This is a genomic window from Nonomuraea phyllanthi, assembly GCF_006334985.2.
Lineage (GTDB): Bacteria > Actinomycetota > Actinomycetes > Streptosporangiales > Streptosporangiaceae > Nonomuraea > Nonomuraea phyllanthi.
Window position 1 is genome coordinate 319,607 of sequence record NZ_VDLX02000012.1, and the last position, 24,121, is coordinate 343,727.

A 24,121-nucleotide genomic window follows, 5' to 3' on the forward strand; every position below is an offset into this window, starting at 1 on the left:
GGAAGAGATCGGGACGGCCACCTGGGAAGCGGCGATCATCCGAAAACACCGGAGGCGCACCATGCATGCTCGTCAACGCACGGCCTCGATCCTCGGCATGGTGATGACCATGCTGGCCACCCTCGGTGTGTCGCTCGCACTGGCGCCACCGGCCCACGCCGACCAGGTGATCACCGACATCGCGTACGCGCCCGCGCAGCCCGCCGGCTCCAGGGGGCACCTGCTTGACCTCTACCTGCCGTCCGGCGGCATCACCCCCCGGCCGCTGGTGATCTGGCACAGCGGGTCGGCGTGGTCGAGCGACGACGGCAAGGCTGGCGCGGCCGACATCGCCGCGTTCCTCACCTCCAGGGGCTTCGCGGTGGCCGGCGTCAGCGTCCGGTCCAGCGCCCAGGCGGTCTTCCCCGCCCAGGTGCACGACGTCAAGGCGGCCATCCGCTGGCTGCGCGCCCACGCCGCCGACTACCAGCTCGACCCCAACCGCTTCGCCATGATGGGCACCTCCTCGGGCGGCTGGCTGACGGAGATGGCCACCCTCACCGGCGGCGTGGCGTCGCTGGAAGGCACGGTCGGCACGACCGGCGTCTCCAGCGCCCTGCAGACGGGGCTGGCCTTCTTCAGCCCGACCGACTTCCTCCAGATGAACGCCCAGAACCTGCCGACCGGCGGGCTGGACCACGACTCTCCCGCCTCGCCCGAATCCATGCTGATCGGCTGCGCCATCCAGACCTGCCCCGACAAGGTGGCCCTGGCCAACCCGGTCAACTACGTCGACAGCAACGACCCGCCCATCATGTTCCTGCACGGCCAGGCCGATTTCCTGGTGCCGCACGGGCAGAGCGTGCTGCTCTACAACAAGATCAAGACCAGCTGCGGCAACGCCCAGTTCATCTCGGTCCCCGGCGCCGACCACGGGCTGAGCTTCGTCATGGACCCCGCCCACTTCGGCTCCCAGACCAGCTACACCACCACCAACTGCTACGGGACCACCCAGGGCGGCTCGCCCAACCCCACCTGGGACACCTTCGCGAACTTCCTGCGCGGCGGGCTCAAGATGGGCACCTCCTGCCAGGTCTCGTACGCCACCACCACCTGGAGCGACGGCTTCACCGCCAGCGTGACCATCAGGAACACCGGCACGACCCCCATCGACCGCTGGGCCCTGACGTGGAGCTGGCCGGGCAACCAGCAGGTCACGGGCGCCTGGAACGCCACGGTGACCCAGTCGGGCACGCAGGTGACCGCGCGCAACGACAGCAACAACGCCGTCATCGGCGCCAGCTCCAGCACGAACTTCGGCTTCCAGGCGACCTACAGCGGGACGAACGCCATGCCGTCCGAGTTCAGGCTCAACGGCATCGTCTGTACCGCGGTGTCCGGCTGACAGGCGCGGCGTAATTTCGGAAACCCGGCCTGGAACCGTCCAGGCCGGGAAACCGCAGCTCGGAGCAGAAAAGTGCATTTCAAAACCCAACACGTTCCGCCGATCTTCGATCACGGAATGCGGTCGTCCAGATTTCGGGACGTTATATTGCTTTACCCGAGGGCCGGCCCTATCCTTTCGGGTGTGTGACGGCCGATGAGAGAGAGGAACTCGTGCCGGTTCTTCGCCGACCAGCGAAAATCACAGAACCCACCAGCTGAACATCGCCTGACCGCGGACCTTCTGTTCACGATAATTTTCGGCGGTCGGCCGCGTGCCATTGGCCGTGTTTCTCGAAACAAATCGCCGGCCTCGCCGACGGTGCGGTTACGGGCGCGCGTCGCCCATTCCGCCTTTTCGCCTGACCCGCTGCCGGAAGTCCCGTTTCCCGTGGCCTTTCCGCAGAACCCGCCGGCGTCCCGCTGACGCCGTTCTCCATGGTGCTCCGCCTGTTCGGGCGGCGCCCTGCCTCGCCGTGCCCGCAGGCACGGCGATCGTCGACGAGTTAGGGGACGTGTGCGTACATCGAACATGTTCGTCAGGAGCCTCGGCGTCTTCGTGCCGGACATCGTGAGCGTCGAACAGGCGGTTCGGGAGGGCCGGTACCCGGCCGACGAGGTCGAGCGGTTCCAGCAGATCGGCGCGGCGGTCGCGGGCGACATGCCCGCGCCGGAGATGGCGCGGCGCGCGGTCCTGGACGCCTACGACCGCTGCGGCGAATCATCCGCGCGCGACCTCGATCTCCTGCTCTACCCGTCGGTCTGGCACCAGGGCCCGAACGGCTGGCAGCCCCAGCACTACCTGCAGATGCACCTCCTCGGCGGGCACGTGCCGGCGTACGAGATCAGGAGCGGCTGCGTCGGGATGATCAGCTCGCTGGAGCTGGCGGCGAGCTACCTGCAGGCCGACCCCGGACGGGACACGGCGATGGTGGTCTCCGCCGACAACCACGGCACCCCGCTCGTGGACCGCTGGCGCATGACGCCCGGCGCGCTGATAGGCGACGCCGCGTGCGCGCTGGTCCTCGGCAAGGAGTACGGCATGGCCGAGCTCCTCTCGGTGAACGCGACGACGATCCCCGAGGCGGACGCGGTCAACGACGGCGCCTACCCCCTGTTCCCCCCGGACGCCACCGTCGGGAGAGGGCTCAGCTTCGGCGACCGGCACGAGGAGTTCCGGCAGCGGCTGCTCAAGGACCGCGGCACCGGGATCCACCTGACGATCCAGAAGACGATGATGCAGCAGGTGGAGCGGACCCTGGAGGAGGCCGGGATCGAGCTGTCCGACATCACCAGGGTCGCCTTCCCGCACGGCCGCCGCGAGGACCTGGACGGGCAGATGACCTGGCTCGGCATCGAGCTCGACCAGACGACCTGGGACTACGGCCGGCGCGTCGGCCACTGCGGCGCGGTCGACCAGTTCATCGCCTTCGAGCACCTGGTCGCCACCGGCGGGCTCGTGCCCGGCGACCACCTGCTAATGGTCGGCTTCGGCTCGGGGACGTCCGTCGCCGCCGCCGCGTTCAGGATCCTCTCGACCTCTCCCGTGACGAAGGAGGCACGCGCATGACGGGCGGACGCACCACCGACGAGATCGCGTACGCGCTGGTCGCCTTCATCCAGGAGAACCTGGTCCCGGACGACGTCGACCTGGAGGTCGACCGCACGACCCCGCTCCTGCTGTCGGGGCTCCTCGACTCCTTGCGGACGGCGCGCCTGCTCAACTTCATCCGGAGGGAGCTCGGCGTGCCGGTCCCCGCCGCGAAACTCGACCCGGAGAACTTCAAGGACGTCACGACCGTCGTCGCGATGCTCGAAGAGCTCGAATCAGCGCGATCCGTTTGAGGGCAGGGCCATGAACTGGGCGGACACCTACATCAGCGGAGTGGGGGCCTTCCTCCCCCGCACGGTCAGCGTCGAGAAGGCCGTCGCCAAGGGTTGGTACCCGGCCGAGGAGGCCGAACTGCACAACCTGGCCGGGGCGGCGGTGGCCGGTGACGTGCCGGCTCCCGAGATGGCCCTGCACGCGGCGCAGAGCGCGCTGAAGCGCAGCGGCCGCGCGCCGGCCGACCTCGACCTCCTGCTGTACGCCTCGACCTGGCACCAGGGACCGGACGGCTGGCCCCCGCACTCCTACCTGCAGCGCCACCTGGTCGGTGGGGACGTCCTGGCCACCGAGATCCGGCAGGGCTGCAACGGGATGTTCATCGCCCTGGAACTCGCGGCGAGCTACCTCGACGCCACCCCCGGCCGGCAGGCCGCCCTGCTCGTCGCCGCCGACAACTACGGCACCCCCCTGATGGACCGGTGGCGGATGGGCCCCGGCTACATCGGCGGGGACGCCGCCAGCGCGCTCGTCCTCACCAAGGAGGCCGGCTTCGCGCGCCTGACCTCGGTCTGCACGGTCACGGTGGCCGAGGCCGAGGAACTGCACCGGGGCACCGAACCCCTGTTCCCTCCCGGCGTCACCGTCGGGCGCCGGATGAGCTTCGGCGCCAGGAACGATCAGTTCCGGCAGCAGGTCATGCCCCGGACCGAGGGCACGGCCGCACTGTTCAAGATCCAGCGGGCGCTGATGGAGGTCGTCGAGCGGGCGCTGGACGAGAGCGGGATCGAGGCCAGTGACCTCGCCCGGGTGGCCTTCATGAACTACTCGGAAGAGATCGTCGAGCAGCGCTGCATGGCCGTACTTGACCTGCCCATGTCCCGATCGACCTGGGAACACGGCCGCACCATCGGCCACTGCGGGGCCAGCGACCAGGTCCTCGCCCTCGACCGGCTGCTCGCGACCGGGCAACTGGGCCCCGGCGACCACCTGCTGATGCTCGGCACCGGCCCCGGAGTCACCGTCTCCAGCGCCGTCATCAAGATCCTCGACACGCCCCCATGGTTGTGAAACGTCGTCATCGAAGGGATACGAACGCGATGGTCGGTAGTCCGAGCGGAGTACGGGTGGAACCGGTCGCGGTGGTCGGGATCGGATGCCGCTTTCCCGGCGACGCCGGATCGCCGGACGAGTTCTGGGACCTGCTGCGCGCCGGCCGGAACACGACCCGGCCGCTGCCCGCCGGACGCTGGCGCCCGTACGAGAACCGGAGCCCCGAGTACGCCGCCGCGCTGCGCGACGCCGTACGCCACGGCAGCTTCCTGAGCGACATCGAGGGCTTCGACGCGGAGTTCTTCGGCCTGTCGCCCCGCGAGGCCGAGCTGATGGACCCGCAGCAGCGGATCCTCATGGAGACCGCGTGGGAGGCGCTGGAGCACGCCGGCCTGCCGCCGCACGACCTGGCCGGCACCGACACCGGGGTGTTCGTCGGGGTCTGCACGGCCGACTACGGCAGCCGCCTGCTGGAGGACCTGCCCCAGATCGAGGCGTGGACCGGGATCGGCGCCGCGACCTGCGCCGTCGCCAACCGCATCTCCTACTCCCTGGACCTGCGCGGGCCCAGCATGGCGATCGACACCGCCTGCTCGGCGTCGCTCGTCGCGCTCCACCTGGCCGCGCAGAGCCTGCGGCTCGGCGAGAGCGACGTCGCCCTCGCCGGCGGCGTGAACCTGCTGGCCACCCCGGGGCAGACCGTCACCCTCGGCGCCGCCGGAGCCCTGGCCCCCGACGGGCGGTCGAAGTCGTTCGACGCCACGGCCGACGGCTACGGGCGCGGCGAGGGCTGCGGCGTGATCGTGCTCAAACGGCTGTCGGACGCCCGCCGCGACGGTGACCGGATCCTCGCGCTCGTCATCGGCAGCGCCGTGAACCAGGACGGCCACACCAACGGCATCATGGCGCCGTGCGGAGCGGCCCAGGAACACGTCATGGCCAGGGCGTGCAAGCAGGCGGGCGTCTCGCCGGCCACGCTCGACTACATCGAGGCACACGGGACCGGCACCCGGCTGGGCGACCCGCTGGAGGCGCAGGCGCTGGCCTCCGTGTACGGCGCCGGCCGGCCGGACGGCGACCCGTGCCTCATCGGCTCCGTCAAGTCCAACATCGGCCACCTCGAAGGCGCCGCCGGCATCGCCGGCGTGATCAAGGCGGTGCTCGCCCTGCACCGGGGCGAGATCCCGCCGAGCGTGCTCGCCACCCCGAACCCGGCCGTCTCGTGGGAGACCTCGGGGCTTCGCGTCGTGACCGAACGATCGCCCTGGCCGGAACGCGACCACCCCAGCCGGGCGGGCGTCTCCAGCTTCGGGTACGGCGGCACCGTGGCGCACATCGTCCTCGAACAGGCACCTCCCTCTCCTCCGCCGACCTTGCGGGGGGAGGGCGAGAGTTCGTCCCTGAGCCTGTTCCCGCTGTCGGCGGCCGCGCAGCCGGCCCTTCGCCAGTACGCCGGCACGCTGGCCGACCACCTGGACCAGGGGCTTGATCCGGCATCGGCGGGACACACGCTGGCACTCCGGCGCTCCCACCTGCCCCGCCGAGCCGTCGTTCTCGGGACGGACCGGCACGAACTGGCGGCCAACCTGCGCAGGCTCGCAGAAGACCTGCCGTCCGAGGACGTGATCACCGGAGACGTGCTGCCCGAGCCCGGCCCCGGAACGGTCTGGGTCTTCTCCGGCCAGGGCTGCCAGTGGCGCGGGATGGGGCGCGAGCTGCTCGCCACGGAGCCGGAGTTCGCGTCCCTGGTCGACGAGGTCGAGCCGATCTTCGCCGAGGAGATCGGCTTCTCGCCCCGGCAGGTCCTGACCGACGGCGACGTGGACGGCATCGACCGCGTACAGACCATGATCTTCGTGATGCAGCTGGGCCTCGCCCGGCTCTGGAACGCGTACGGCGTGGCTCCGGCGGCCGTCATCGGCCACTCCGTCGGCGAGATCGCGGCGGCGGTGACGGCCGGCGCGATGACCGTCGCCGACGGCGCGCGCCTGATCTGCCGCCGGTCCCGACTGCTGCGCCAGGCCGAGGGCAAGGGGGCCATGGCGATGGTCGGCCTGTCGTTCGAGGAGGCGGCCGAGCGGCTGGCCGGCCGTACCGACCTGGTGGCCGCGATCTCGTCGGCGCCCGGCTCCACCGTGCTGTCCGGCGACGTCGCCGCGGTCGAGGAGGTGGTGAGCGATTGGCCGGCCGAGGGCATCGTGGTCCGCCGGGTGGCGTCGGACGTCGCCTTCCACAGCCCCCACATGGAGCCCCTGGCCGTCGAGCTGGCGGCGGCCACCGCCGACCTCTCGTTCGGCGCACCCCGCATCCCCATGTACACGACCGTGCTGGCGGACCCCCGGTCGACGCCCGTCCTGGACAGCGGCTACTGGGCGGCGAACCTCCGCGACCCGGTCCGCCTGTGCGCCGCGACGACCGCCGCCGCGCAGGACGGCTACCGGGCGTTCCTGGAGATCTCCCCGCACCCCGTGGTCACGCACTCCATCACCGAGACGCTCGCGGAGACCGGGTACGAGGACGTGTTCGCCGGCACGTCCCTGCGCCGGAACCAGCCGGAGCGATCGACCTTCCTCATCGCGCTCGGCACGGCACACTGCCACGGCATCGACGTGGACTGGAACCGCCTCCAGCCGTACGGCGACCTGGCCACCCTGCCGCCGTACGCCTGGCAGCACCGCCGCCACTGGCGCGACGCCGCGGGCGGCGAGGACGAGAACCGCGGGCACGACGTCCGCTCCCACACCCTCCTCGGAGCCGGGACCGGCCTCGCGGGCAGCCGGACACGGGTGTGGCGGACCAGCCTGGAGGACGCCAACCGCCCCTACCCCGGCAGCCACGCGGTCGGCGGCGTCGAGATCGTGCCCGCCGCGGTGCTGGTCAACACGTTCCTGCGCGCGGCCGCCGCCGAGGACCGTCCCGTGCCCGTCCTCACCGACGTGGAGATGACGCACCCGCTGATGACCGCGGAACGCCGCCAGATCCAGGTCGTCCACGAGCCCCCCGCGATACGGCTCGCGGCCCGCACGCCGGCGGGCCCCGGCGAGCCGGAACCCGCCTGGCTGGTGCACGTCACGGCATGCGTGGCGGCTCCCGGCGACGGCGCGGCTCCTCCAGCGCTGCCCGACGCCCTCCCGAACGCCGACGCCACCGGCCTCACCCCGATCGACCCCGGCTTCGTCCAGCAGCGCCTCGCCGCGGTGGGCGTCCCCACGACGGGCTTCGACTGGACGATCGAGACGCTGCTGCGCGGAGACGGAGTGCTCCGAGCCACCGTCCGAACCCAGCCCCCGCCTTCACCGCCGTCCGATGAGCCACGGGACGCGAACGAGCCATGGGACGCCGATCAGCCGTGCGCAGTCTCGCCGACCTGGGCACCGGCCCTGGACGCGGTGATGTCCGTGGCCCCCTGCGTGTTCCCCGGCGACCCGGTGTTACGCATGGTCGTCCACATCGACGAGGTAGCGCTTACCGGCACGCCTCCAGAAACGGTCATCATCGAGGCGGCCGTCCACCCGGCGGAGGACGACTCGGTGCTGGCCCTCCTGGCCGACGCCGACGGCCGCGTCCTGGGCCACCTGTCCGGACTCCGCTACCCGGTGATCGACGCCCCCGCGTTGGCCGAGGAGGACCTCCGGGAGCCTGCGGAGTCGTTCGCCGACCTGCCACCGGAGCACCTGCGCGAACGCGTCCTGACCGAGGCCCGCGCGGAGATCGCCGCCGTCATGAGGCTGTCCCCGGAGGACCTGGCGATCCGGCGGCCCCTCGTCGAACAGGGACTGGATTCGGTGATGACGGTCATGGTCAGGCGACACCTGGAGAAACGCTTCGGCTGCCGCCTCCCTGCCACCCTGCTGTGGCAGCAGCCCACCATTTCCGCGATCGCGGACCACGTGGTGGACCTTCTCGCGACGCGCAGACCGGACCCGGCGACGGAACCCGTACTCGAGATCGTGCCCGCGATAGGGGGATGAGGTCGCGGTCCGCGGCGGCGGCCATGGTGGACGGCTTGTCGCCGCAGGCGGCCTAATCGAGGACGTCGTCGTTTCCGCGACTCCATCCGTCGGTGCCCGGGGTCAGCTGGTGCTGATCGATGAACCGGTAGATCTGGGTGGGCGTGCGGATCTCGACGGCGTGAGGGGAGATCCCGGCTTCCACGTACGCGTGCGCCGAGGACGGCCAGTAGGAGCGGCGCGCACGCGGGCGCGTCTCGGCGGTTTCCACGTGCCACACGCTCGCGCGCAGGGACAGCGAATCCACCAGCCACAGCTGGTAGTCGTCACGGTGTTCGGCCAGGTGGCTGACGTAGCCGGTGAGTACGGTGCGCGCGACGGTCTCGGCCGTATCCGCCAGGGTGACGCCATGGGAGTGCTCGCTGGGAGCCGGCTGCCAGCCCTTGGCGTGCTGGTCGGTGTATTCGACGAGGTAGGCGAACTGGTCGGTGATCTCGGACGGCTCCAGCTCGTCGAGCTGTCCGGCCGCCTGCGCCGAAAGCCGAGCCCATTCGGCGATGTCGGCGTACAACACCGCCTGCTGCTTGCTCTGCAGAGCATCATCGTCGTCGTCCGGGATGGCGGTCTCGTCCAGGTGCGGCATGTTGAGCAGGGCCGCCACTTCATGGAGCCGGCTCGGCGGGATCAGACGGTCCCGCGCCTCGGTGAGATCGTTCGTCACGGCCTTCAGTGTGGGGGAATGTCAAAAGTGCGGTCAGGAGAAGGCCAAAAGATCTTCCTAGCGCCTCCCCGGTATGTCCGGCAAATGTCTGCCTCGTGACCTGGTCCTGTCCCTGCCTGATCGTGGAGCGTAGGCGGGTGCGCGCCGGAGCGGTGACGTCGTACGCGACCTCGACGGACTCCCGCGAACACCGCTCCCTCTTCCAACCGATGCGCGCCGCCTTCGAAAGGACGAGCAACGAATGACGACGACCTCCTTCGCCCGACCGCGGCGTAAGGCCGTTCTCGGGCTGGCTGTGGCGATGACAGCAGCACTCTCGGCCGGCGTGTCCGCCACCCAGGCGTCCGCCTCGACGACGGATGCGGATACCGCGTCGGCGGCTGTCCATCGTGTCAAGGTCTACGAGTTCGTCACCAAGGACGGCGGCTACTTCTACACGGCGAACGAAGCCGAGAAGCGGACCGCCCTCAGTTACGGCTGGCGCATCACGCAAACCCCGATGTACTACATCGCCAATGCGCCGTTCCCCGGAGGCAAGCCGCTGTATCGGCTGCGGTGGCTGAAGAAGGCGTCCTACATCATCTCGACCACCGAAGCCGAGCGCGACCGCCTGGTGGCCTCCGGGCAGTACCGCTATGAAGGCCGGCTCGGCTACGCGCCCGCCACCAGAGCGGCCGGGGGTGACGTGCAGGTCTGGCGCCTGTCGCACCTGAACAAGTGGCGGCTGGCCATCGAGGCGCACAAGGACAAGATCCTTGTCAACGAGCCGGCCTGGCACCTCGACGGCCGGGTCTTCTACCAGTTCGCCGGCCCTCGATGAGGAGCCGACCTGGACAGGGCCCCTGACGGGGGCGGGGCCTCTGACGGGGGCGGGGCCTCTGGAACTGTCGGTGGGTCCTGGCATTCTCGCTCCATGGAGACCGTTTATGCGGCCGCGGGCGGGAGCAGGGGCCTGCTCCGCCTCGCTGAGGCGTGGCATGCTCGCGTGATGGTGGACGAGGTGGTCGGCCATGCCTTCAGCCATGGCTTCCACCCTCAGCACAGCGAGCGGCTGGCGGCGTACTGGGCCGAGGCGCTCGGAGGGCCGACCGTCTACTCCGACGAGTACGGCGACGAGACGTCCGTCGTGCGCATGCACAGCGGCAACGGCCCGCACGACGAGATGGATCGCCGCGCGATCGCCTGCTTCGACCAGGCGCTCGAGGATGTGGGGATGACCGCGGGGGAGCCGCTCCGGCAGGTGTTGCACGACTATTTCGCCTGGGCCACCACCACGGCCATGGCCCGCTACCCGGAGTCCGCGGACGACGTACCGGAGGGTTTGAGCATCCCCCGGTGGTCATGGGAGGGCCTGCAAGGCTGAGCCGCCTGCTCTTCCCGGTCGCAACGCGTTCCGCCGGCCGGGAGGGGAGACGGGCCGGCGCGGCGTTTCCTCATGGGCGCGCGCCCGCGACTCACCGCCGTCGCCGGCGCGCCGGCACCTGCGGAGTCTGGTCCTGCTCCGGCGCCTCGGGGCGTTCGGTGCGGGTGGGGTTGCCGCGGACGAGCTCGTCGTGGATGCGCCGGCGGGCGGCGGTGGCGGCGCGCTTCGCGGCCTCGTCGCCCTGCTCGACGCGCTCGCGCAGCAGCCGGATGGCGATGCTGCGGTTGAGGCTGAACTGCCGCTCGGTGTCGACCACGACGACGTTTCCGGAGGGCCGGTGGGTCGCGCGCACGGCCGTGCTGGCCTTGTTGCGATGCTGGCCGCCGGGGCCGCCGGTGCGGCAGGCGACGATGTCGACGTCCGCTTCCGCGAACGTGGTGCGCGGGGTGTCGACCTGGCACGGCTGGGCGATGACGTACCAGTTCTTGCGGCCGGCACTGGCCCGGTACGGGCTGGGAGCCTGCCAGCACAGGGTTCCGGTCCACGAGGCGGCGAACGCCCCGGCGCCGTCACCGGTGATGCGGACGAGGACCGACCGGTAGGTGCCCGGCCGGTCGCCGGGAACGGTGTCGGCCCGGTGGGTCTCCAGGTCCTGCCGGGCGGCGTCGGCTTCCAGGCGGTGCAGCAGCCGGGCCAGGGCCCAGGCGCACTCCTGCGGGCCGCGCCCGGCGGACAGGAGCAGGTGGACGATCATGGACGCCCCCTCCTGCGCCGGCCCTTGGACGTGGGCCCGAGATCGGCCGTCTTGTAGGTGACCAGCGGGATCGTGGTGGCCACGGGTGTGGCCAGGTCATGGTGGACGAGGTCGTCGATCACCTGCTCGATCCGCTTGTACGCCGTCGGCGCCTCCTCGAAGAGCAGCTGCCGGTCTCCGCACACCACGAACGACCCCACCGGGGTGCGGCGCAGCTCTTCGACCGTGTGCTTGGCCTTCCCCCGGCGCAGCGCGTCCGCACGGGACATCTTGCGGCCCGCCCCGTGCGCCACGGAATGGCCGGCGTCGGGTCCGGCATGGCCCGTCACGAGGTACGACGGGGTGCCGCGCGTCCCGGCGATGAGCACGTCGCGGCCGTCACCCGGCGCCGCCCCCTTGCGGTGCAGGTAGACCCCGTCACGGACCTCCACCAGGTTGTGGCACTGGTCGACGATCGGCTCGGTGGCCTCGGCTCCGAGGGCGTGGGCGACCCGCGCGGCCAGCAGCCGCCGGTTGAGCGACCCCCACCGTACGGCCTCGTCATGCATCGCCAAATAGGCACCGGGATCGGGGGCGGGGCCCGCGCCGTGGACCTCGGTGTGCGCCCGCAGGATTCGCTCGCCCAGTCCTCGGGAACCGCTGTGGACGACGAGGACCAGATCACCGGCGTCGAGCCCGAGGCGGCTCGCGTGCTCCGGCTCGAAGACGGTCCCGATGCGCGCCAGCTCCACGAAATGGTTGCCGCGCCCGACCGTCCCGAGGCCCTCGACGTGGCCTGCGGGGATGTCCCCCTTCACCACGGCCCAGGCGGGATCGTCGGCATCCCGCTCGGGGTCGAGCGGGTGGTCGAGATCGGGGAAGCGGGCGGCGAGCTTCTCGGGTACGGCGCGCTTGAGCCTGATGGGGAAGACGGCGATGCCGCATCCGATGTCGGAGCCGACCAGGAACGGATACAGGATGGTCGACGTCATGGCGGCGCCGATGGGGGCGCCCTTGCCGGGGTGCAGGTCGGGCATGGCGGCGACGTGCGTCATGCCGTCGAGGGCGGCCACCTGGTGGCACTGCGCGACGGCATCGGACTCGATCCAGCTCGTGGGGGAGGCGAACACGGTGACCGTGGCCGTGGTGGAAGGCGGCGGGGAGTTTCGCTGAGACAAGGACGCTCTCTTCGCTGAACAGGGTGGGGGCATGCGGCATCACGGCGGCGAGTGAGCGCCGTGGCATCTCGACATGGGGGTGCTGTCCGTCAAAGCCTCATGGACACCACGGTCCCCGAACCCGGCCACGCGAGGCAAACGATTTTCGGCCGGACCCGATCGCGTGCATGGGTCGTAGCCGAAGGCTCAGGGCAGCGCGCAGTCTGTGACGTTGTCCCGCAGACCCAGACGGCCCTCGTAGACGGCCACCTTGTGGGTGATCAGCTGGAGGCACTCGTCGAGTTCGTGCATCTGCGCGAGCACGCGTTCCCGATGCTCGCGCAACACCTCCAGTCGCTCCACCTCGTTGCCCTGGCCCGCCCTGACAAGGTCGGTGTAGCGCCGGATGTCGGTCAGGGGCATGCCGGAGGCCCGCAGCCGGATGCACACGCCGAGCCAGTCGACGTCGTCCTCGCTGTAGACCCGGTGCCCCGCGCTTCCCCGCCGTACCGGCTGGGTCAGCAGCCCCTGCCGCTCGTAGAACCGGAGCGTGTGCACGCTGAGCCCGGTGCGATCGGCGACCTGGCCGATGCTCAAACCCGACATGCCGTCAGTTTGACCTAGAGTCGGCTCTAGATTCTACGGTTCCGAAGTATGAGATATCGCATCCTCGGCGGCACCGGTATCGAGGTCAGCGCGTACTGCCTCGGCACCATGATGTTCGGCGCGGCCGGCAACCCCGACCACGACGACAGCATCCGTATCATCCACACCGCCCTCGACCACGGGATCAACTTCGTCGACACCGCTGACATGTACTCGGCGGGCGAATCCGAGGAGATCGTGGGCAAGGCGCTGCAGGGCCGGCGGGACGAGGTGGTGCTGGCGACCAAGGTGCACTTCTCCATGGGGGAGGGGCCCAACCGGAGCGGCAACTCGCGGCGCTGGATCGTGCGCGAGGTCGAGGCGAGCCTCAGGCGGCTGCGTACCGACTGGATCGACCTCTACCAGATCCACCGCCCCGACCACCGGACCGACATCGAGGAGACCCTCTCCGCACTGACCGACCTGGTACGGCAGGGCAAGATCCGGGCTTTCGGCAGCTCGGCCTTCCCAGCCCACGAGACGGTCGAGGCCTACCACGTGGCCCGGCAGCGCGGTCTGTACCGGTTCCGCACCGAGCAGCCGCCGTACAACATCCTGGCCCGCGGCATCGAGGGCGACGTCCTTCCCACGGCGCAGCGGCTCGGCATGGGCGTGCTCACCTACAGCCCGCTGGGCTGGGGCTTCCTGACCGGCCGTTACCGCAAGGGGCGGCAGATCGACATGTCACGCGGCCGCGCCGCACGCGCGCCGGAGCGGTTCGACCCGTCCATCCCGGTCAACGCGGCCAAGCTGGACGTCGTCGAGGAGCTGGTGAAACTGGCGGACGAGCTCGGCCGCACCCTGCCGGAGCTGGCCGTCGCCTTCGCCGCGTCCCACCCGGCGGTCACCTCGGTCATCCTCGGGCCGCGCACGATGGAGCAGCTGGAAGGCCTGCTGAAGGGCGCCTCGCTGGTGCTCGACGACACCGTGCTCGACCGGATCGACGAGCTCGTGCCGCCCGGCACCAACGTCTACCACCCTGTCGGCCTCTGGAGCCCCGCGCCCCTGACCGACCCCGCACTGCGCCGCCGCCCGCTCGCCGGCCGGGCCGCGAGCTGACCCGGCCCCGGAGCCTTAGTGGTCCAGCCGGGGAGGCGGCGTGATCAGGCGGCGCGCGATGTCGGCGCGCAGGGTCTTCTTGTCGATCTTGCCTACCTTGGTGGTGACGAGCTCGTCGACGATCACCAGACGCTCGGGGATCTTGAAGCGGGCGACACCGCTGTCCTCCATCGACGTGCGGATCTCGTCCAGGGTGACGCTCCGGCCGGGCCGGGGCACGACGTAGACACAGACGCGCTCGCCGAGCACGGGGTCGGGCATGGCCACGGCGGCGACCTGACTGACCGAGGGAAGCTGGTAGACGAGGTTCTCGACCTCCTCGGCGGAGATCTTCTCGCCACCCCGGTTGATCATGTCCTTGTCGCGGCCTTCGACGATGAGGTTGCCGTCGGGGGTGCGGCGGCAGATGTCGCCGGAGCGGTACCAGCCTTCGGCGGTGAAGGCGCGGGCGTTCTGCTCGGCGGCCTTGTAGTAGCCGCGCGGAGTGTAGGGGCCGCGGGTGAGCAGGAGGCCGGGCTCTCCCTCGGGGACGTCGTTGTCGAGCTCGTCGACCAGGCGGACCTCGTCGGCGGGTGACAGCGGCCGGCCCTGCGTGGCGCAGATGACGTCGTCGGGGTCGTCGAGGCGGGTGTAGTTCAGCAGGCCCTCGGCCATGCCGAACACCTGCTGCAAGGTCGCCCCGAGCGTCGGCTTGACCTTGCGGGCGAGCTCGTCGGCGATGCGCGCGCCGCCCACCTGCAGCACCCGCAGCGTACGCAGGTCGTCCGCGCCGTGCTCGGCCGCGTGCTCCATCCAGCGGACCGCGATGGCGGGGACGGCGGCGGTGTGCGTGACACCCTCGGCGGCGATCGTGGCGAAGGCACGCGAGGGCTCCGGGGACGGCAGGGTGACGACCCGGCCGCCCTTGAGGAGCGCGCCGAGCAGGCCGGGGCAGGCGAGCGGGAAGTTGTGCCCGGCGGGCAGCGCCACCAGGTAGACGGTGTCCTCGCCCATCGCCGCGACGTCGGCGCTGGCCAGGGCGTTGTAGACGTAGTCGTCGTGGGTGCGGGCGATGAGCTTCGGCAGCCCGGTGGTGCCGCCGGACAGGAGGAAGACGGCCACGTCGCGGCTGCCCGGGCCGCTCGCGTCGAGACGGGCCCGGTCGGCCTTCGGGTCGGTGGCCGGTCCGCACAGGGCCCGCAGGTCGACGCTGCCGGGGGAGAGGTGGTCCCCGGCGACGAGGACGTGCCAGTTCGCGCCGGTGGCCGTCCGCACCTCGTCGGCCAGCTCGTGTGCCAGGGCCTGGTGGTCGAAGCCGCGCATGCGGTCGGGGACGGCGATCGCGACGGCCTCGGCGTGGATGGCGAGGTAGCCCAGCTCGGTGCGCCGATGTCCCGGCAGGGCCATGACGGGTACGATCCCCGCGCGCAGGCAGGCGAGGGTGAGGACGACGAACTCCCATCCGTTGCCGAGCTGCACCACGACGCGGTCGCCGCGGCCGATGCCCAGCTCCGCCAGCCGAACGGCGGCGGCGTCGGCGCGTTCGGCCAGCTCGGCGTGGGTGAGGCGAAGCCCTGCCACGGGGTCGATCAGGGCGGGAGCGTCCGGGACGCGGTCGGCGACCTCCCGCAGCAGCCGCCCCAGCGGGATCCCGGCCCAGTAGCCCTCGGCGGCGTAGCGCTGTGCCGCCGCGTCCGGCCAGGGCACGGTGTGGTCAGAGATGGGGCTGGGCATCGTCGGCCTCCCTGGGGATGATCACAGCGTCGAGTGCCACGAGACCGTCGGCGGTGAGTCGCAGCGGGTTGATCTCGATCTCGTCGAGGAGGGGGTTGGCGTCGAGCAGGTCACCGAGGGCGACCACGACCTGGCTCAGCTCGTCCACGTCCAGCACCGGCCCGCCGCGCCATCCGGCGAGCAGGGCGTGCCCCGCCAGTTCCGAAGGCATGGAGGCCGCCTGGACGGGACTGAGCGGGGCCAGGCGGACGGCGACGTCCGACAGCGCCTCGGCGACCGTCCCGCCCAGGCCGACGAGGACGACGGGGCCGAAGACGGGGTCGCGGCGCGCGCCGACGATGAGGTCGACACCGGGGGGCGCCATCCTCTCGACCAGGTAGTGGCGGGCCCCTGCGGCGTCGAGCCGGTCGAGTGCCGCCTCCAGGCCGTCCTGGCCGGTGATGCCCAGGTGCACGCCGCCGACGTCGGTCTTGTGCAGCACCCCGGCGTCGAGCAGTTTGACCGCGACCGGCCCTCCGAGCTCGGCGAACGCGGCGCGGGCGCCGGCCCGGTCACGGCAGGCGCGGCGCGGCATGGTCGCCACCCCGAGGCGGCTGAGGAGCTCCTTGGCCTGGTGCTCGTCGTGCCGGCCGGTGACGCCTTCGGGCACCCGGCCGGTGACGTCTTCGGGCACCTGGCCTGTGACGCCTCCGCGTACCCGGCCTGTGACGTCTTCGGGTACCCGGCCGTCGCGAGGACGGGAGCCGGCGGCCACGGCACGGGCGCGGGCGTCGGCCAGGAGGGCGGCGGCCGCCGCGGCGACGCCGCGCGGCTCGGCCGAGACCGCGACACCGGCCTCCAGCAGGGCCTTCCGCCGGCGGGCGACCTCTTCGCCGGTGCCGCCGAGCCCCACCACCATGGGCACCTCAGGGGTACGGCCCTGCCGTACGGCATCCACGATGTCGACGGCGTCGGGCTCGTGCAACGTGTACGCGGCGATCACGTCCACGCCGGGATCGGCGGCGACCGTGGCGAGGACGCGCCCCAGGCCGGGCCCGGGACGGCCGGTGTCGACCGGGTTGCGCTGGTAGGTCAGCGGCGGCAGCAGCTCGGCCAGTCTGTCCCGGGTGGCGACGGTCAGCTCCGGGACGGCGGACCGGCGTCCGCGCAGGTCGTCCAGGAGCAGCAGGCCGGGGCCCGCCTGCGCGGTCACCACGCCGACGCCCGCACTCGCGCGAGGGGACAGGCGGGTGACGGCGAGAGCGCCGACGGCGTCCACCAGTTCGCGCTCGTCGTCCACCAGGACGGCGCCGGCTTGGGCGAGGGCGGCACGGGTGACGCGCCACGACGTCGCGAGCGCGCCGGTGTGCGAGGCGGCGAAGGCGCCGACGTCGTTGCGGCCGACCACGAGGGCGACGACCGGCCGGTGCGCGGCCACCCTCCTCACGGCGGCGACCAGCCGGGGGCCGTCGGCGACCGACTCGACGTGCAACGCCACCGCCGCGGTGGCGGGGTCTCCGGCGAGATGGTCCAGGATGTCGGGGGCGCCGACGTCGACGGCGTTGCCCATCCCCACGGCCAGGCTGACGCCGTGACCTGCCTCGGCCAGCAGGAACGCCAGAGCGTGGTTCACGCCGCCGCTGGCCGCGACGACGGCCACCGTGCCGGGCCGCACCTGGGCGGCGCCGGGCACGAACGTGGCGGTGAGGCCGGCGTGGGGAGCCAGGAAACCGCTCGTGTTCGGGCCCAGCACCCGGATCCCCGTCCGGGTGACGACCTCGGCGAGGCGGCGCTGGTGAGCGGCCCCTTCCTCGCCGGTCTCGGCGAACCCTCCGGCGTAGATCACGGCGGCGCGCGCGCCGGCGGCCGCGGCCTCGGCCAGGGCGTCCGCGCAGGCCGCGGCGGGCACGCAGATCATGGCGAGGTCGACGGGGCCGTCGGCGGCGGCCTGCGCGACCGTGCCGTACATGGTGTCGTCGCGGCCGTTCACCAGGGCGAGCCGGCCGCCGGCGGCCTCGAAGCCGGACAGCGAGCGCGCGAGCGTGGCGCCCAGCTTGTGCGGATGACGCGAGGCTCCGACGACGGCGATGCCGCGCGGCGCGAACAAGGCACGCAGGTCCCCCGAGATCGCCGTGGTGGCGGTGGTGCTCACGCGGCGATCCCCACGAGGTCGGCGCGGCCGGACAGCACGAGGGTACGGGCGCGGTCGCGATCCGGGGCCGGTTCGACCGCAAGGGTGGGCAGGCCGTGGTGCATGCGGGCTTGCTCGCAGAGCAGGACGCGCGTCAGCGGCGTGCCGCCGGCCACCGCGACCAGCGCGGGGCCGCCCGGCCCTGCGAGGTCGGCGAGCCGGGCGAAGACCTCGGGCAGCCCCGCCTCGGTGTCCGGCGCGATCAGTACCGCGCCCCACGGTCCCGGCCTCGGCGTGGCCGACAGCGGGAGGTCGTGAGCCGCCGTGGGCGTGCCGTCCGCGTCCGCGCTGATCGCGACCAGGCGACCTCCGATCCGCCATCCGCCGCTCTCGAACGGCGTGTCCAGCGGCTCGGCACCGTGCTTCTCGACCCACCTGCGGTGACTGGCCTCGACGAACGCGGGGGCGCGGCGGGCCAGACGGGCGTCGGTGATGCTGCGCGACAGGAAGTGGTAGGCGAACTGCCAGGGCTCGAAGGCGTCGTGGTACCGGCCGAAGTGCTCCCACCAGGACAGGCTCGGCCGGGCGGCGTCCTGCACCTGCTGGACGGACGGCTGGGCGGCCTCCTCGTAGGCCGCGAGCGCGGCGGGCAGGTCGCCGCCGTGCGCGGCCAGCGCGCGGGCCAGCGCCATCGCGTCCTCCATCGCCATTTTCGTGCCGGAACCGACCGAGAAGTGCGCCGTGTGCGCGGCGTCGCCCAGCAGCACGACCGGCTGCGGCGTCATGGTATGCCACCGTTTGGTGCGCCGTGTCCGGAAATTTCCCCATCGGGAGTTGTTGGTGAGCAGCCGCCTCCCGTCGATCTGGCCCGCGAACAGCTCCTCCAGGTACGCCTTGGAGGCCAGGTCGCTGGGACCCGGCGGCTGGGTGACATCGAAGGCGTCCAGCCCCGCCCGCCGCCAGGACGCCTCGTCGGTCTCCACGATGAACGTGGACATCTCCGCCGAGATCGGGTAGCCGTGCACGGCGAAGACGCCGTCCGGCCCGCGCTCGTGCACGAACGTCAGCCCGTCGAAGAGGTAGTCCGTGCCGAACCAGATGAACTTGGCGGCGGCCGTCTCCACCTCGCCGCCGAAGTCGAGCTGGTCACGAATCCGTGAGCCGGTCCCGTCGGCGGCGACGACGAGGTCGTAGCCGGCCAGGTCGGGCAGCCGCACCTCGGTGGAGAACCGCAGCCCGGCGCCGGCGTCGCGGGCGCGGTCCTGCAGCAGGGAGAGCAGGGTGCGCCGGACGATGGCGCTCATGCCGTTCCCGCCGCAGCGCACGCGCTCGCCCTTGAGGCGGATCTCGATGTCGTCCCAGTGCCGCCCGTGCTCGTCGAGCGCCCGCCGCAGCAGGGGATCGGCGTCGTGGATGCCGGCGAGGGTGCGGTCGGAGAAGACGACGCCGAAGCCGAAGGTGTCGTCGGCCCGGTTGCGTTCGAACACGGTGACCTCGACCGACGGGTCGAGCCTCCTGATCATGGCGGCGAAGAACAGCCCGCCGGGGCCGCCGCCCGCGACTGCGATGCGCATTCAGTCCTCCTCGACCACGACGTCCTCAAATTACAACAAATTTAGGACGGTCGTCCATAGAGTGAATCATATTGTCGGTACGAGCCCGCCGGCCGCGGCATGGCCGTACCTTGTGGAGAGCGTGAGTCACGCCGCCTCCTGCCGAGCCGCGGCGGCCCTCGCCCGGCGGGCGCGCGCTCTCGGCACCGCGGCGATGAGGACCGCGCCCAGCAGGGCGGGCAGCGCGAAGGCGTAGAAGTTCCACTCCACGCCGGTGCCGGATCCCAGGATCCAGCCGCCGAGGAGCGGGCCGAGGATGGCGCCCAGCCTGCCGACCCCCAGCGACCAGCCCAGCGCCGTCGCCCGCGCGGACGCCGGATAGTGCGTGGCGACGTAGCCGTTGACGAGGATCTGGGTGCCGACGGTGCCGAGCCCCGCCACGGCGACGCACGCCATGAGCACCGCCGTGTCGAGACGGAGGCTCAGGAGGTACAGGCACACGGTGGCGGCGAGGAAGGCGCCGGCGGTCACGATCTTCGGGCCGAAGCGGTCGGCCAGGAAGGACACCGCGATCGTGCCGACGATGGCGCCCAGGTTCAGCGCCAGCAGGAACTGCAACGAGGAGCCGAGCGGGTAGCCCGCCTCGCGCATGATCTGCGGCAGCCAGGTGTTGAGGCCGTAGACCAGCAGCAGGCCGCAGAAGCTGGCCGCCCCGAACAGCGCCGTGGCCGCCAGGTTGTCGCGCCGGAAGAGCACGGCGATCGAGCGGGTACGCGACGATGGCTCCCGGTCGGAGCTCGCGTCGCCCTTGGTGATCTCGTCCAGGACGAGCCCGTAACGGGCGGCCAGCGCCTCGGCCTCGGCGCGCCGGCCCTTGGAGAGCAGGAAGCTCGCCGACTCCGGGAGGTACCGGACGGCCAGCGGCAGCACCAGGACGAGCGGAGCCGCGCCGATCCAGAACATCAGCCGCCACCCGTGCTCGGCCAGGAAGATCAGCGCCAGCACCGCCGCCAGGATGCCGCCGACGGAGTAGCCCGAGTACATCAGGGCGTTGTAGAGGTTGCGCCGGTTTCTCGGGGCGTACTCGACGGTGAGCGCGATGGCGGTGGGAACGATCCCGCCCAGTCCGAGCCCGGCGACGAACCGGAACACGCCCAGCAGCTCGGGAGACGGAGCGAGGGCGCAGAGGACCATGGCGAGCGAGAACCAGGCGGCGCTGGCGATGACGATCTTCCGGCGGCCGACGAGGTCGGTGACCACCCCCGCGACCAGGGCACCGATGAGCATGCCCATGAGCGCGTAGCTGCCGATCGCGCCGACCTGCGCGGGGGTGAGGCTCCAGGACGCGTCGCCGAGCAGGCTCGGTACGACCGACCCGTAGACGATGAGGTCGTAGCCGTCGAAGACGATCGAGGCGAAACAGATGGCGACCACGGGCAGGCTGCTGCCCTTGCGAGAGGTTGACGGGGAGGGCGCGATGGCGTCCATGATCACTCCAGGGAGCGAGATCCAGCGAGTCCTGTCACATGGCAGGACGGATGTCGCAGACGTTACACATCCATGGAACGACCGTCAATGAAATGTAACTGAAGCAAGTTTGCCCGGTCCTGAGCTGGGTCTCAGGGCATGCCGATTCGAGGCCGGGCAGCACTGGCTTGTTACGTCCGGAACCTCACGCGTGCGCGGGCGGGCCGTCCATGGGGCCGATGCCCGCGGAGGCGCAGAAAGCCCTGGCCTCTGGCGCGAGCCGCTCGTGCAGGTCCAGGAAGAGGTCATGCACCTCCCGCCCGACCCAGCCGGCGGGCACCAGCTCCAGCGGCAGGTCGGGGTCGTCGAAGGGCAGCATGCGATAGTCGTGGACGAGGCGGATGCGCTCGACCAGCGCTTCGCGCCCGCGCGGGGGCACCGAGGCGAAGCGGGCGGAAAGGGCCCGATAGGCGTCGCGCTTGGCGAGCAGGGCGAGATGCAACTCCTTCAGGTCCCAGCACCGGTTGGCCATGTCGATGTCGGACGCGACCCCCATGGACCTGCTGACGAGCAGGTCGAGCCGGGCCGAGGGCTCCTGGGTGAGCTCCTCGGCGACCTCCTGCAGGCGGTCGTGCGGAGAGATCCACGTGGACGGCGCCAGCGGGCCGAAGCCCAGCCATCGGAGCTTCTTGCGGACGCGTTCGCGGACCGAGCGATCGGTCTCGGGGACGTGGTAGATGACGACACGCCACTGCCGGTCCCAGGGCTCGCGCTCGCGCTGGAAGATCCGCCTGCGCCCCTCGTCCAGCAGGTGCCAGCCCTGGTCGGTCAGGCGGTAGACGGTGGCCCTGCCCCGCTTCTCGGTGGCGAACCAGCCTTCCTTGCGCAGCCGCGCCATCACCACCCGGGTGGTCGCCTCGGGGACGTCGAAGGCCGCCAGCAGATCGGTCAGGGTCTGCAAGGGGGCGGCGCCGCCGTCATAGCGCACGTAGTCCCCATAGAGATCGAACACGATCGACCGCGGCTTCACCCGACCCGCCTCCGCTCAGCTCTGAACACGTGACAGGCTAACACGGTCAAGGGAGCCGGTTGACGCTGGTTGAGCACGTAGTCAGAGCCATGCGGCCTCAGACTCATGTCACAGAATCGACGGCCGTCGCATGTCGGCCACATCTCTCAGTAGCTGGATCGTTCCTGGCCGCGGTCCCGGACGAGCGCCGGCGAGCCGACGCGGAGCGCCTCCGTGCGATCCTCGGCGAGGTGACCGGCGAACCCGCGGCGATGTGGGGCCCGAGCGTCGTCGGCTTCGGCAGCTACCGTCAGACCTATGCCGGCGGTGCCTCCACCTGAAACGGCTCGACGACGTCGGCGAGAGCGTGCTGCGCGAGCTCGTCGACCGCACGGTGCGGGTGCACAAGGGCGTCGACCCGGCAAGCAACCGGGAAATCTGGCTGGGCCCGTGACTTCCAGGCCCCGAGACCCGGCCGGGCCGAGGGCAGGGGAGGAAGGACGGACAGCCGGATCAGATGTGACCGGCTGAGTGCCAGGGGGCGCGGGCGAACGCCTGCGCGGCGCGCGGGAAGTCCGCCTCCAGCCCCGCCGCGCCGACGAACCCGTCGGGCCGCAGCAGGACGTAGCCGCTGCCGCGAGTGATCCGATGGCTGTGCGCGACCAGCGGCTCCCCGCCGGCGAACTTGCCGGCCTGGCGGTACATCCTTCCGTCGGCCGGCCCCATGCTGACCAGCTGGAAGCGGCCCGCCGTGCCGGGACCATGGACGAGGGGCCAGCCGGGGTCGCGGCTGCCTGGCCGGGGCAGCCCCTTCGATCTTGTCCGTTCCGGGCCCGCCAGGCCGAGCGTGTTCGGGTAGTGGACCCGCCGGCCTGACAGGACCGGCACGAGAAAGCGGGCCAGCCCGCCCGTACGGTGGGCGGCGGCCATGGCCAGATTGCGCACCCGCCAGGCGGCGGGCCCGAGCGTGGCGCTCTTCGTCAGCCTGCTCGTGGCCCGCACCACCTGCTGCGCGGCCGGTCGGCGTTCGGCGTCGTAGGTGTCCAGGATCACCGGGTCGAGGCTGCCGTCGATCACCCCGGCCAGCTTCCACGTCAGATTGCGTACGTCGGCGAGCCCCAGGTTGAGACCCTGCCCACCGCTCGGCGTGTGCACGTGCGCCGCGTCGCCCACCAGGAAGCACCGGCCCGAGCGGAACGTGGCCGCCACGCGCTCCTGGCTGGTGAACGAGCGCGCCTGCCGTACGTCTGTCAGGCGCAGGCCACCCGGCCCGCGCTCGTCGAGCATGCGCTGCGCCGACTCGGGGGTGACAGGGCCGTGGCCGTCGGCCAGCGCGCCCGAGATGCGCACCTGGTCGCCGGGGAGCGGCGAGAGCAGCATGAGCCCCGCGCGAGCCATGTGGTAGTGGACGGCGCTCGTGTCGAACTCGCCCAGCAGGCCGCCCTCCGCGATGAGGAACGTCTCCGAGACGGGGATGCCGGAGAAGTCGATGCCGAGGTGCCGGCGGACGGTGCTGCCGACGCCGTCTGCCCCGACGAGCCAGCTCGCCCGCCACCCGGCCGGCGAGCCGTCGGCCCTGCGGGCCGTCACCGTGACCGCGTCGGGCCCGTCGGTCAGGCCGGTCACGCGCACGCCGTACTCGATCGTGCCGCCCTGCTCGCTCAGCTCCTGCTTCAGCAGGGCGACCGTCTCCTGCTGGGGCAGCACCAGCGGCGCGTCGAACGGCCCGAGCGGGACGCGCCGCGCGGTGCCGGGCGCGGTGTGGCAGACCAGGCTGCTGATCGGCACGCCGCGCCGATCGGCCTCGGTGCGCAGGCCGAGACCGTCCAGGAGGTCGAGCGAGTAAGGCCACAGCAGGATGGCGCGGGTGCCGTCAGCGGTCGCGTCGGCGGCCTCCAGCACCGTCACCCGGATCCCGCGCCGGGCCAGTTCGACGGCGGTGGCCAGACCGCAGGGGCCGGCGCCCACGATCACGACCGTGCTCTCGTTCATCTCTCCTCCACGTGGTGGAGCCGGCTCGCCCCCTGCGGGCAGCGGGCAGGAGGACGCGCTCGACGAGGTCTCTCGATCAGCGGGCGCGACGGTGTCACCCTCAGCACAGTAGCGCCGGGCCTGTCCACCCCATGCGGGGGCCCTGGGACGTCGTGGCCATTGACAGTGCCCGAGAACGGTTCAATCTGATGCCATGCAGAAGGCGTGGCGTCGCCGTGCAGGTGAGGTGCCCCGACCCTTCCGGACTCGGACCCAAGTAGGGTCAGAGACAGTCCGGAAAGGAAGCACGTGGCGAAGAAGCCGAGAATATATCCACCTGAGTTGCGAGCCGAAGTCGTGCAGGCCGTCA

Annotated in this window: 18 protein-coding genes; 8 read left to right on the forward strand and 10 right to left on the reverse strand. The window is 71.7% G+C overall.

The annotated features are described in order from the left end of the window. The first annotated feature begins 61 nt into the window (after positions 1–61). From FH608_RS30855 to FH608_RS30875, 5 genes are all read left to right on the forward strand, one after another. Positions 62–1,384, forward strand: coding sequence for a cellulose binding domain-containing protein (locus tag FH608_RS30855; protein WP_139634151.1), 1,323 nt, complete (start codon positions 62–64; stop codon positions 1,382–1,384). A 555-nt stretch (positions 1,385–1,939) separates the two neighbouring features. Continuing rightward, positions 1,940–2,992, forward strand: a complete 1,053-nt coding sequence (locus FH608_RS30860) for a ketoacyl-ACP synthase III family protein (RefSeq protein ID WP_226900046.1) — start codon at positions 1,940–1,942, stop codon at positions 2,990–2,992. Then, positions 2,989–3,267, forward strand: a complete 279-nt coding sequence (locus tag FH608_RS30865; RefSeq protein WP_139634152.1) for a phosphopantetheine-binding protein — start codon at positions 2,989–2,991, stop codon at positions 3,265–3,267. Before FH608_RS30860 ends, FH608_RS30865 begins: the two co-directional genes overlap by 4 nt. 10 nt (positions 3,268–3,277) lie before the next feature. Continuing rightward, on the forward strand, positions 3,278–4,318 hold the full coding sequence (locus FH608_RS30870; protein WP_139634153.1) for a ketoacyl-ACP synthase III family protein: 1,041 nt from the start codon (positions 3,278–3,280) through the stop codon (positions 4,316–4,318). 56 nt (positions 4,319–4,374) lie between these two features. Then, the gene (locus FH608_RS30875; protein WP_226900047.1) at positions 4,375–8,271 is read left to right on the forward strand and encodes a type I polyketide synthase; all 3,897 of its coding nucleotides are present in this window, start codon (positions 4,375–4,377) and stop codon (positions 8,269–8,271) included. Positions 8,272–8,323: 52 nt separating this feature from the next. Here FH608_RS30875 and FH608_RS30880 read toward each other — a convergent pair whose 3' ends face one another. Beyond that, on the reverse strand, positions 8,324–8,971 hold the full coding sequence (locus FH608_RS30880; RefSeq protein ID WP_139634155.1) for a hypothetical protein: 648 nt from the start codon (positions 8,969–8,971) through the stop codon (positions 8,324–8,326). A gap of 241 nt (positions 8,972–9,212) precedes the next feature. On the opposite strand from FH608_RS30880, the gene FH608_RS30885 reads away from it, so the two are divergent. Together FH608_RS30885 and FH608_RS30890 are read left to right on the forward strand one after the other, a co-directional pair. After that, a complete protein-coding gene (locus FH608_RS30885; RefSeq protein WP_139634156.1) occupies positions 9,213–9,791 on the forward strand; it encodes a hypothetical protein in 579 nt (192 codons plus the stop codon). 93 nt (positions 9,792–9,884) lie between these two features. Beyond that, the gene (locus FH608_RS30890) at positions 9,885–10,334 is read left to right on the forward strand and encodes a group II truncated hemoglobin (RefSeq protein WP_139634157.1); all 450 of its coding nucleotides are present in this window, start codon (positions 9,885–9,887) and stop codon (positions 10,332–10,334) included. Positions 10,335–10,425: 91 nt separating this feature from the next. Here the strand turns inward: FH608_RS30890 and prfH are convergent, their stop codons facing one another. From prfH to FH608_RS30905, 3 genes are all read right to left on the reverse strand, one after another. Beyond that, positions 10,426–11,088 (reverse strand): peptide chain release factor H, encoded by a 663-nt coding sequence (gene prfH / locus FH608_RS30895; protein WP_139634158.1) that lies wholly within the window; start codon positions 11,086–11,088, stop codon positions 10,426–10,428. After that, positions 11,085–12,245 carry an RNA ligase RtcB family protein gene (locus tag FH608_RS30900; RefSeq protein WP_139634159.1) on the reverse strand — a complete coding sequence of 387 codons (1,161 nt, stop codon included), beginning with the start codon at positions 12,243–12,245 and terminating at the stop codon, positions 11,085–11,087. Before FH608_RS30900 ends, prfH begins: the two co-directional genes overlap by 4 nt. Before the next feature lie 186 nt (positions 12,246–12,431). Beyond that, entirely contained in the window at positions 12,432–12,830 is a 399-nt protein-coding gene (locus FH608_RS30905) for a MerR family transcriptional regulator (protein ID WP_139634160.1), read from the reverse strand. Positions 12,831–12,878: 48 nt separating this feature from the next. On the opposite strand from FH608_RS30905, the gene FH608_RS30910 reads away from it, so the two are divergent. Continuing rightward, positions 12,879–13,928, forward strand: coding sequence for an aldo/keto reductase (locus tag FH608_RS30910; RefSeq protein WP_139634161.1), 1,050 nt, complete (start codon positions 12,879–12,881; stop codon positions 13,926–13,928). 15 nt (positions 13,929–13,943) lie between these two features. Here FH608_RS30910 and FH608_RS30915 read toward each other — a convergent pair whose 3' ends face one another. From FH608_RS30915 to FH608_RS30945, 6 genes are all read right to left on the reverse strand, one after another. After that, positions 13,944–15,641, reverse strand: coding sequence for a (2,3-dihydroxybenzoyl)adenylate synthase (locus tag FH608_RS30915; RefSeq protein ID WP_139634162.1), 1,698 nt, complete (start codon positions 15,639–15,641; stop codon positions 13,944–13,946). Next, a complete protein-coding gene (locus FH608_RS30920; protein WP_226900048.1) occupies positions 15,622–17,772 on the reverse strand; it encodes an acetate--CoA ligase family protein in 2,151 nt (716 codons plus the stop codon). The genes FH608_RS30915 and FH608_RS30920 overlap by 20 nt, the downstream gene beginning before the upstream one ends. Then, on the reverse strand, positions 17,769–19,325 hold the full coding sequence (locus tag FH608_RS53045) for an FAD-dependent monooxygenase (protein ID WP_139634164.1): 1,557 nt from the start codon (positions 19,323–19,325) through the stop codon (positions 17,769–17,771). The genes FH608_RS30920 and FH608_RS53045 overlap by 4 nt, the downstream gene beginning before the upstream one ends. A gap of 126 nt (positions 19,326–19,451) precedes the next feature. Continuing rightward, positions 19,452–20,792 carry an MFS transporter gene (locus tag FH608_RS30930; protein WP_139634165.1) on the reverse strand — a complete coding sequence of 447 codons (1,341 nt, stop codon included), beginning with the start codon at positions 20,790–20,792 and terminating at the stop codon, positions 19,452–19,454. 184 nt (positions 20,793–20,976) lie between these two features. After that, positions 20,977–21,783 (reverse strand): PaaX family transcriptional regulator, encoded by an 807-nt coding sequence (locus FH608_RS30935; protein WP_264372927.1) that lies wholly within the window; start codon positions 21,781–21,783, stop codon positions 20,977–20,979. A 510-nt stretch (positions 21,784–22,293) separates the two neighbouring features. Next, a complete protein-coding gene (locus FH608_RS30945; RefSeq protein ID WP_193318715.1) occupies positions 22,294–23,772 on the reverse strand; it encodes an FAD-dependent oxidoreductase in 1,479 nt (492 codons plus the stop codon). Between the last annotated feature and the right edge of the window lie 349 nt (positions 23,773–24,121).

Coding starts and splice junctions, on each gene's coding strand:
- FH608_RS30945 (WP_193318715.1), bottom strand. CDS start 23,772: ATGAACGAGAGCACGGTCGTGATCGTGGGCGCCGGCCCCTGCGGTCTG.
- FH608_RS30885 (WP_139634156.1), top strand. CDS start 9,213: ATGACGACGACCTCCTTCGCCCGACCGCGGCGTAAGGCCGTTCTCGGG.
- prfH (WP_139634158.1), bottom strand. CDS start 11,088: ATGATCGTCCACCTGCTCCTGTCCGCCGGGCGCGGCCCGCAGGAGTGC.
- FH608_RS30905 (WP_139634160.1), bottom strand. CDS start 12,830: ATGTCGGGTTTGAGCATCGGCCAGGTCGCCGATCGCACCGGGCTCAGC.
- FH608_RS30870 (WP_139634153.1), top strand. CDS start 3,278: ATGAACTGGGCGGACACCTACATCAGCGGAGTGGGGGCCTTCCTCCCC.
- FH608_RS30910 (WP_139634161.1), top strand. CDS start 12,879: ATGAGATATCGCATCCTCGGCGGCACCGGTATCGAGGTCAGCGCGTAC.
- FH608_RS30930 (WP_139634165.1), bottom strand. CDS start 20,792: ATGGACGCCATCGCGCCCTCCCCGTCAACCTCTCGCAAGGGCAGCAGC.
- FH608_RS30855 (WP_139634151.1), top strand. CDS start 62: ATGCATGCTCGTCAACGCACGGCCTCGATCCTCGGCATGGTGATGACC.
- FH608_RS30865 (WP_139634152.1), top strand. CDS start 2,989: ATGACGGGCGGACGCACCACCGACGAGATCGCGTACGCGCTGGTCGCC.
- FH608_RS30890 (WP_139634157.1), top strand. CDS start 9,885: ATGGAGACCGTTTATGCGGCCGCGGGCGGGAGCAGGGGCCTGCTCCGC.
- FH608_RS53045 (WP_139634164.1), bottom strand. CDS start 19,325: ATGCGCATCGCAGTCGCGGGCGGCGGCCCCGGCGGGCTGTTCTTCGCC.
- FH608_RS30915 (WP_139634162.1), bottom strand. CDS start 15,641: ATGCCCAGCCCCATCTCTGACCACACCGTGCCCTGGCCGGACGCGGCG.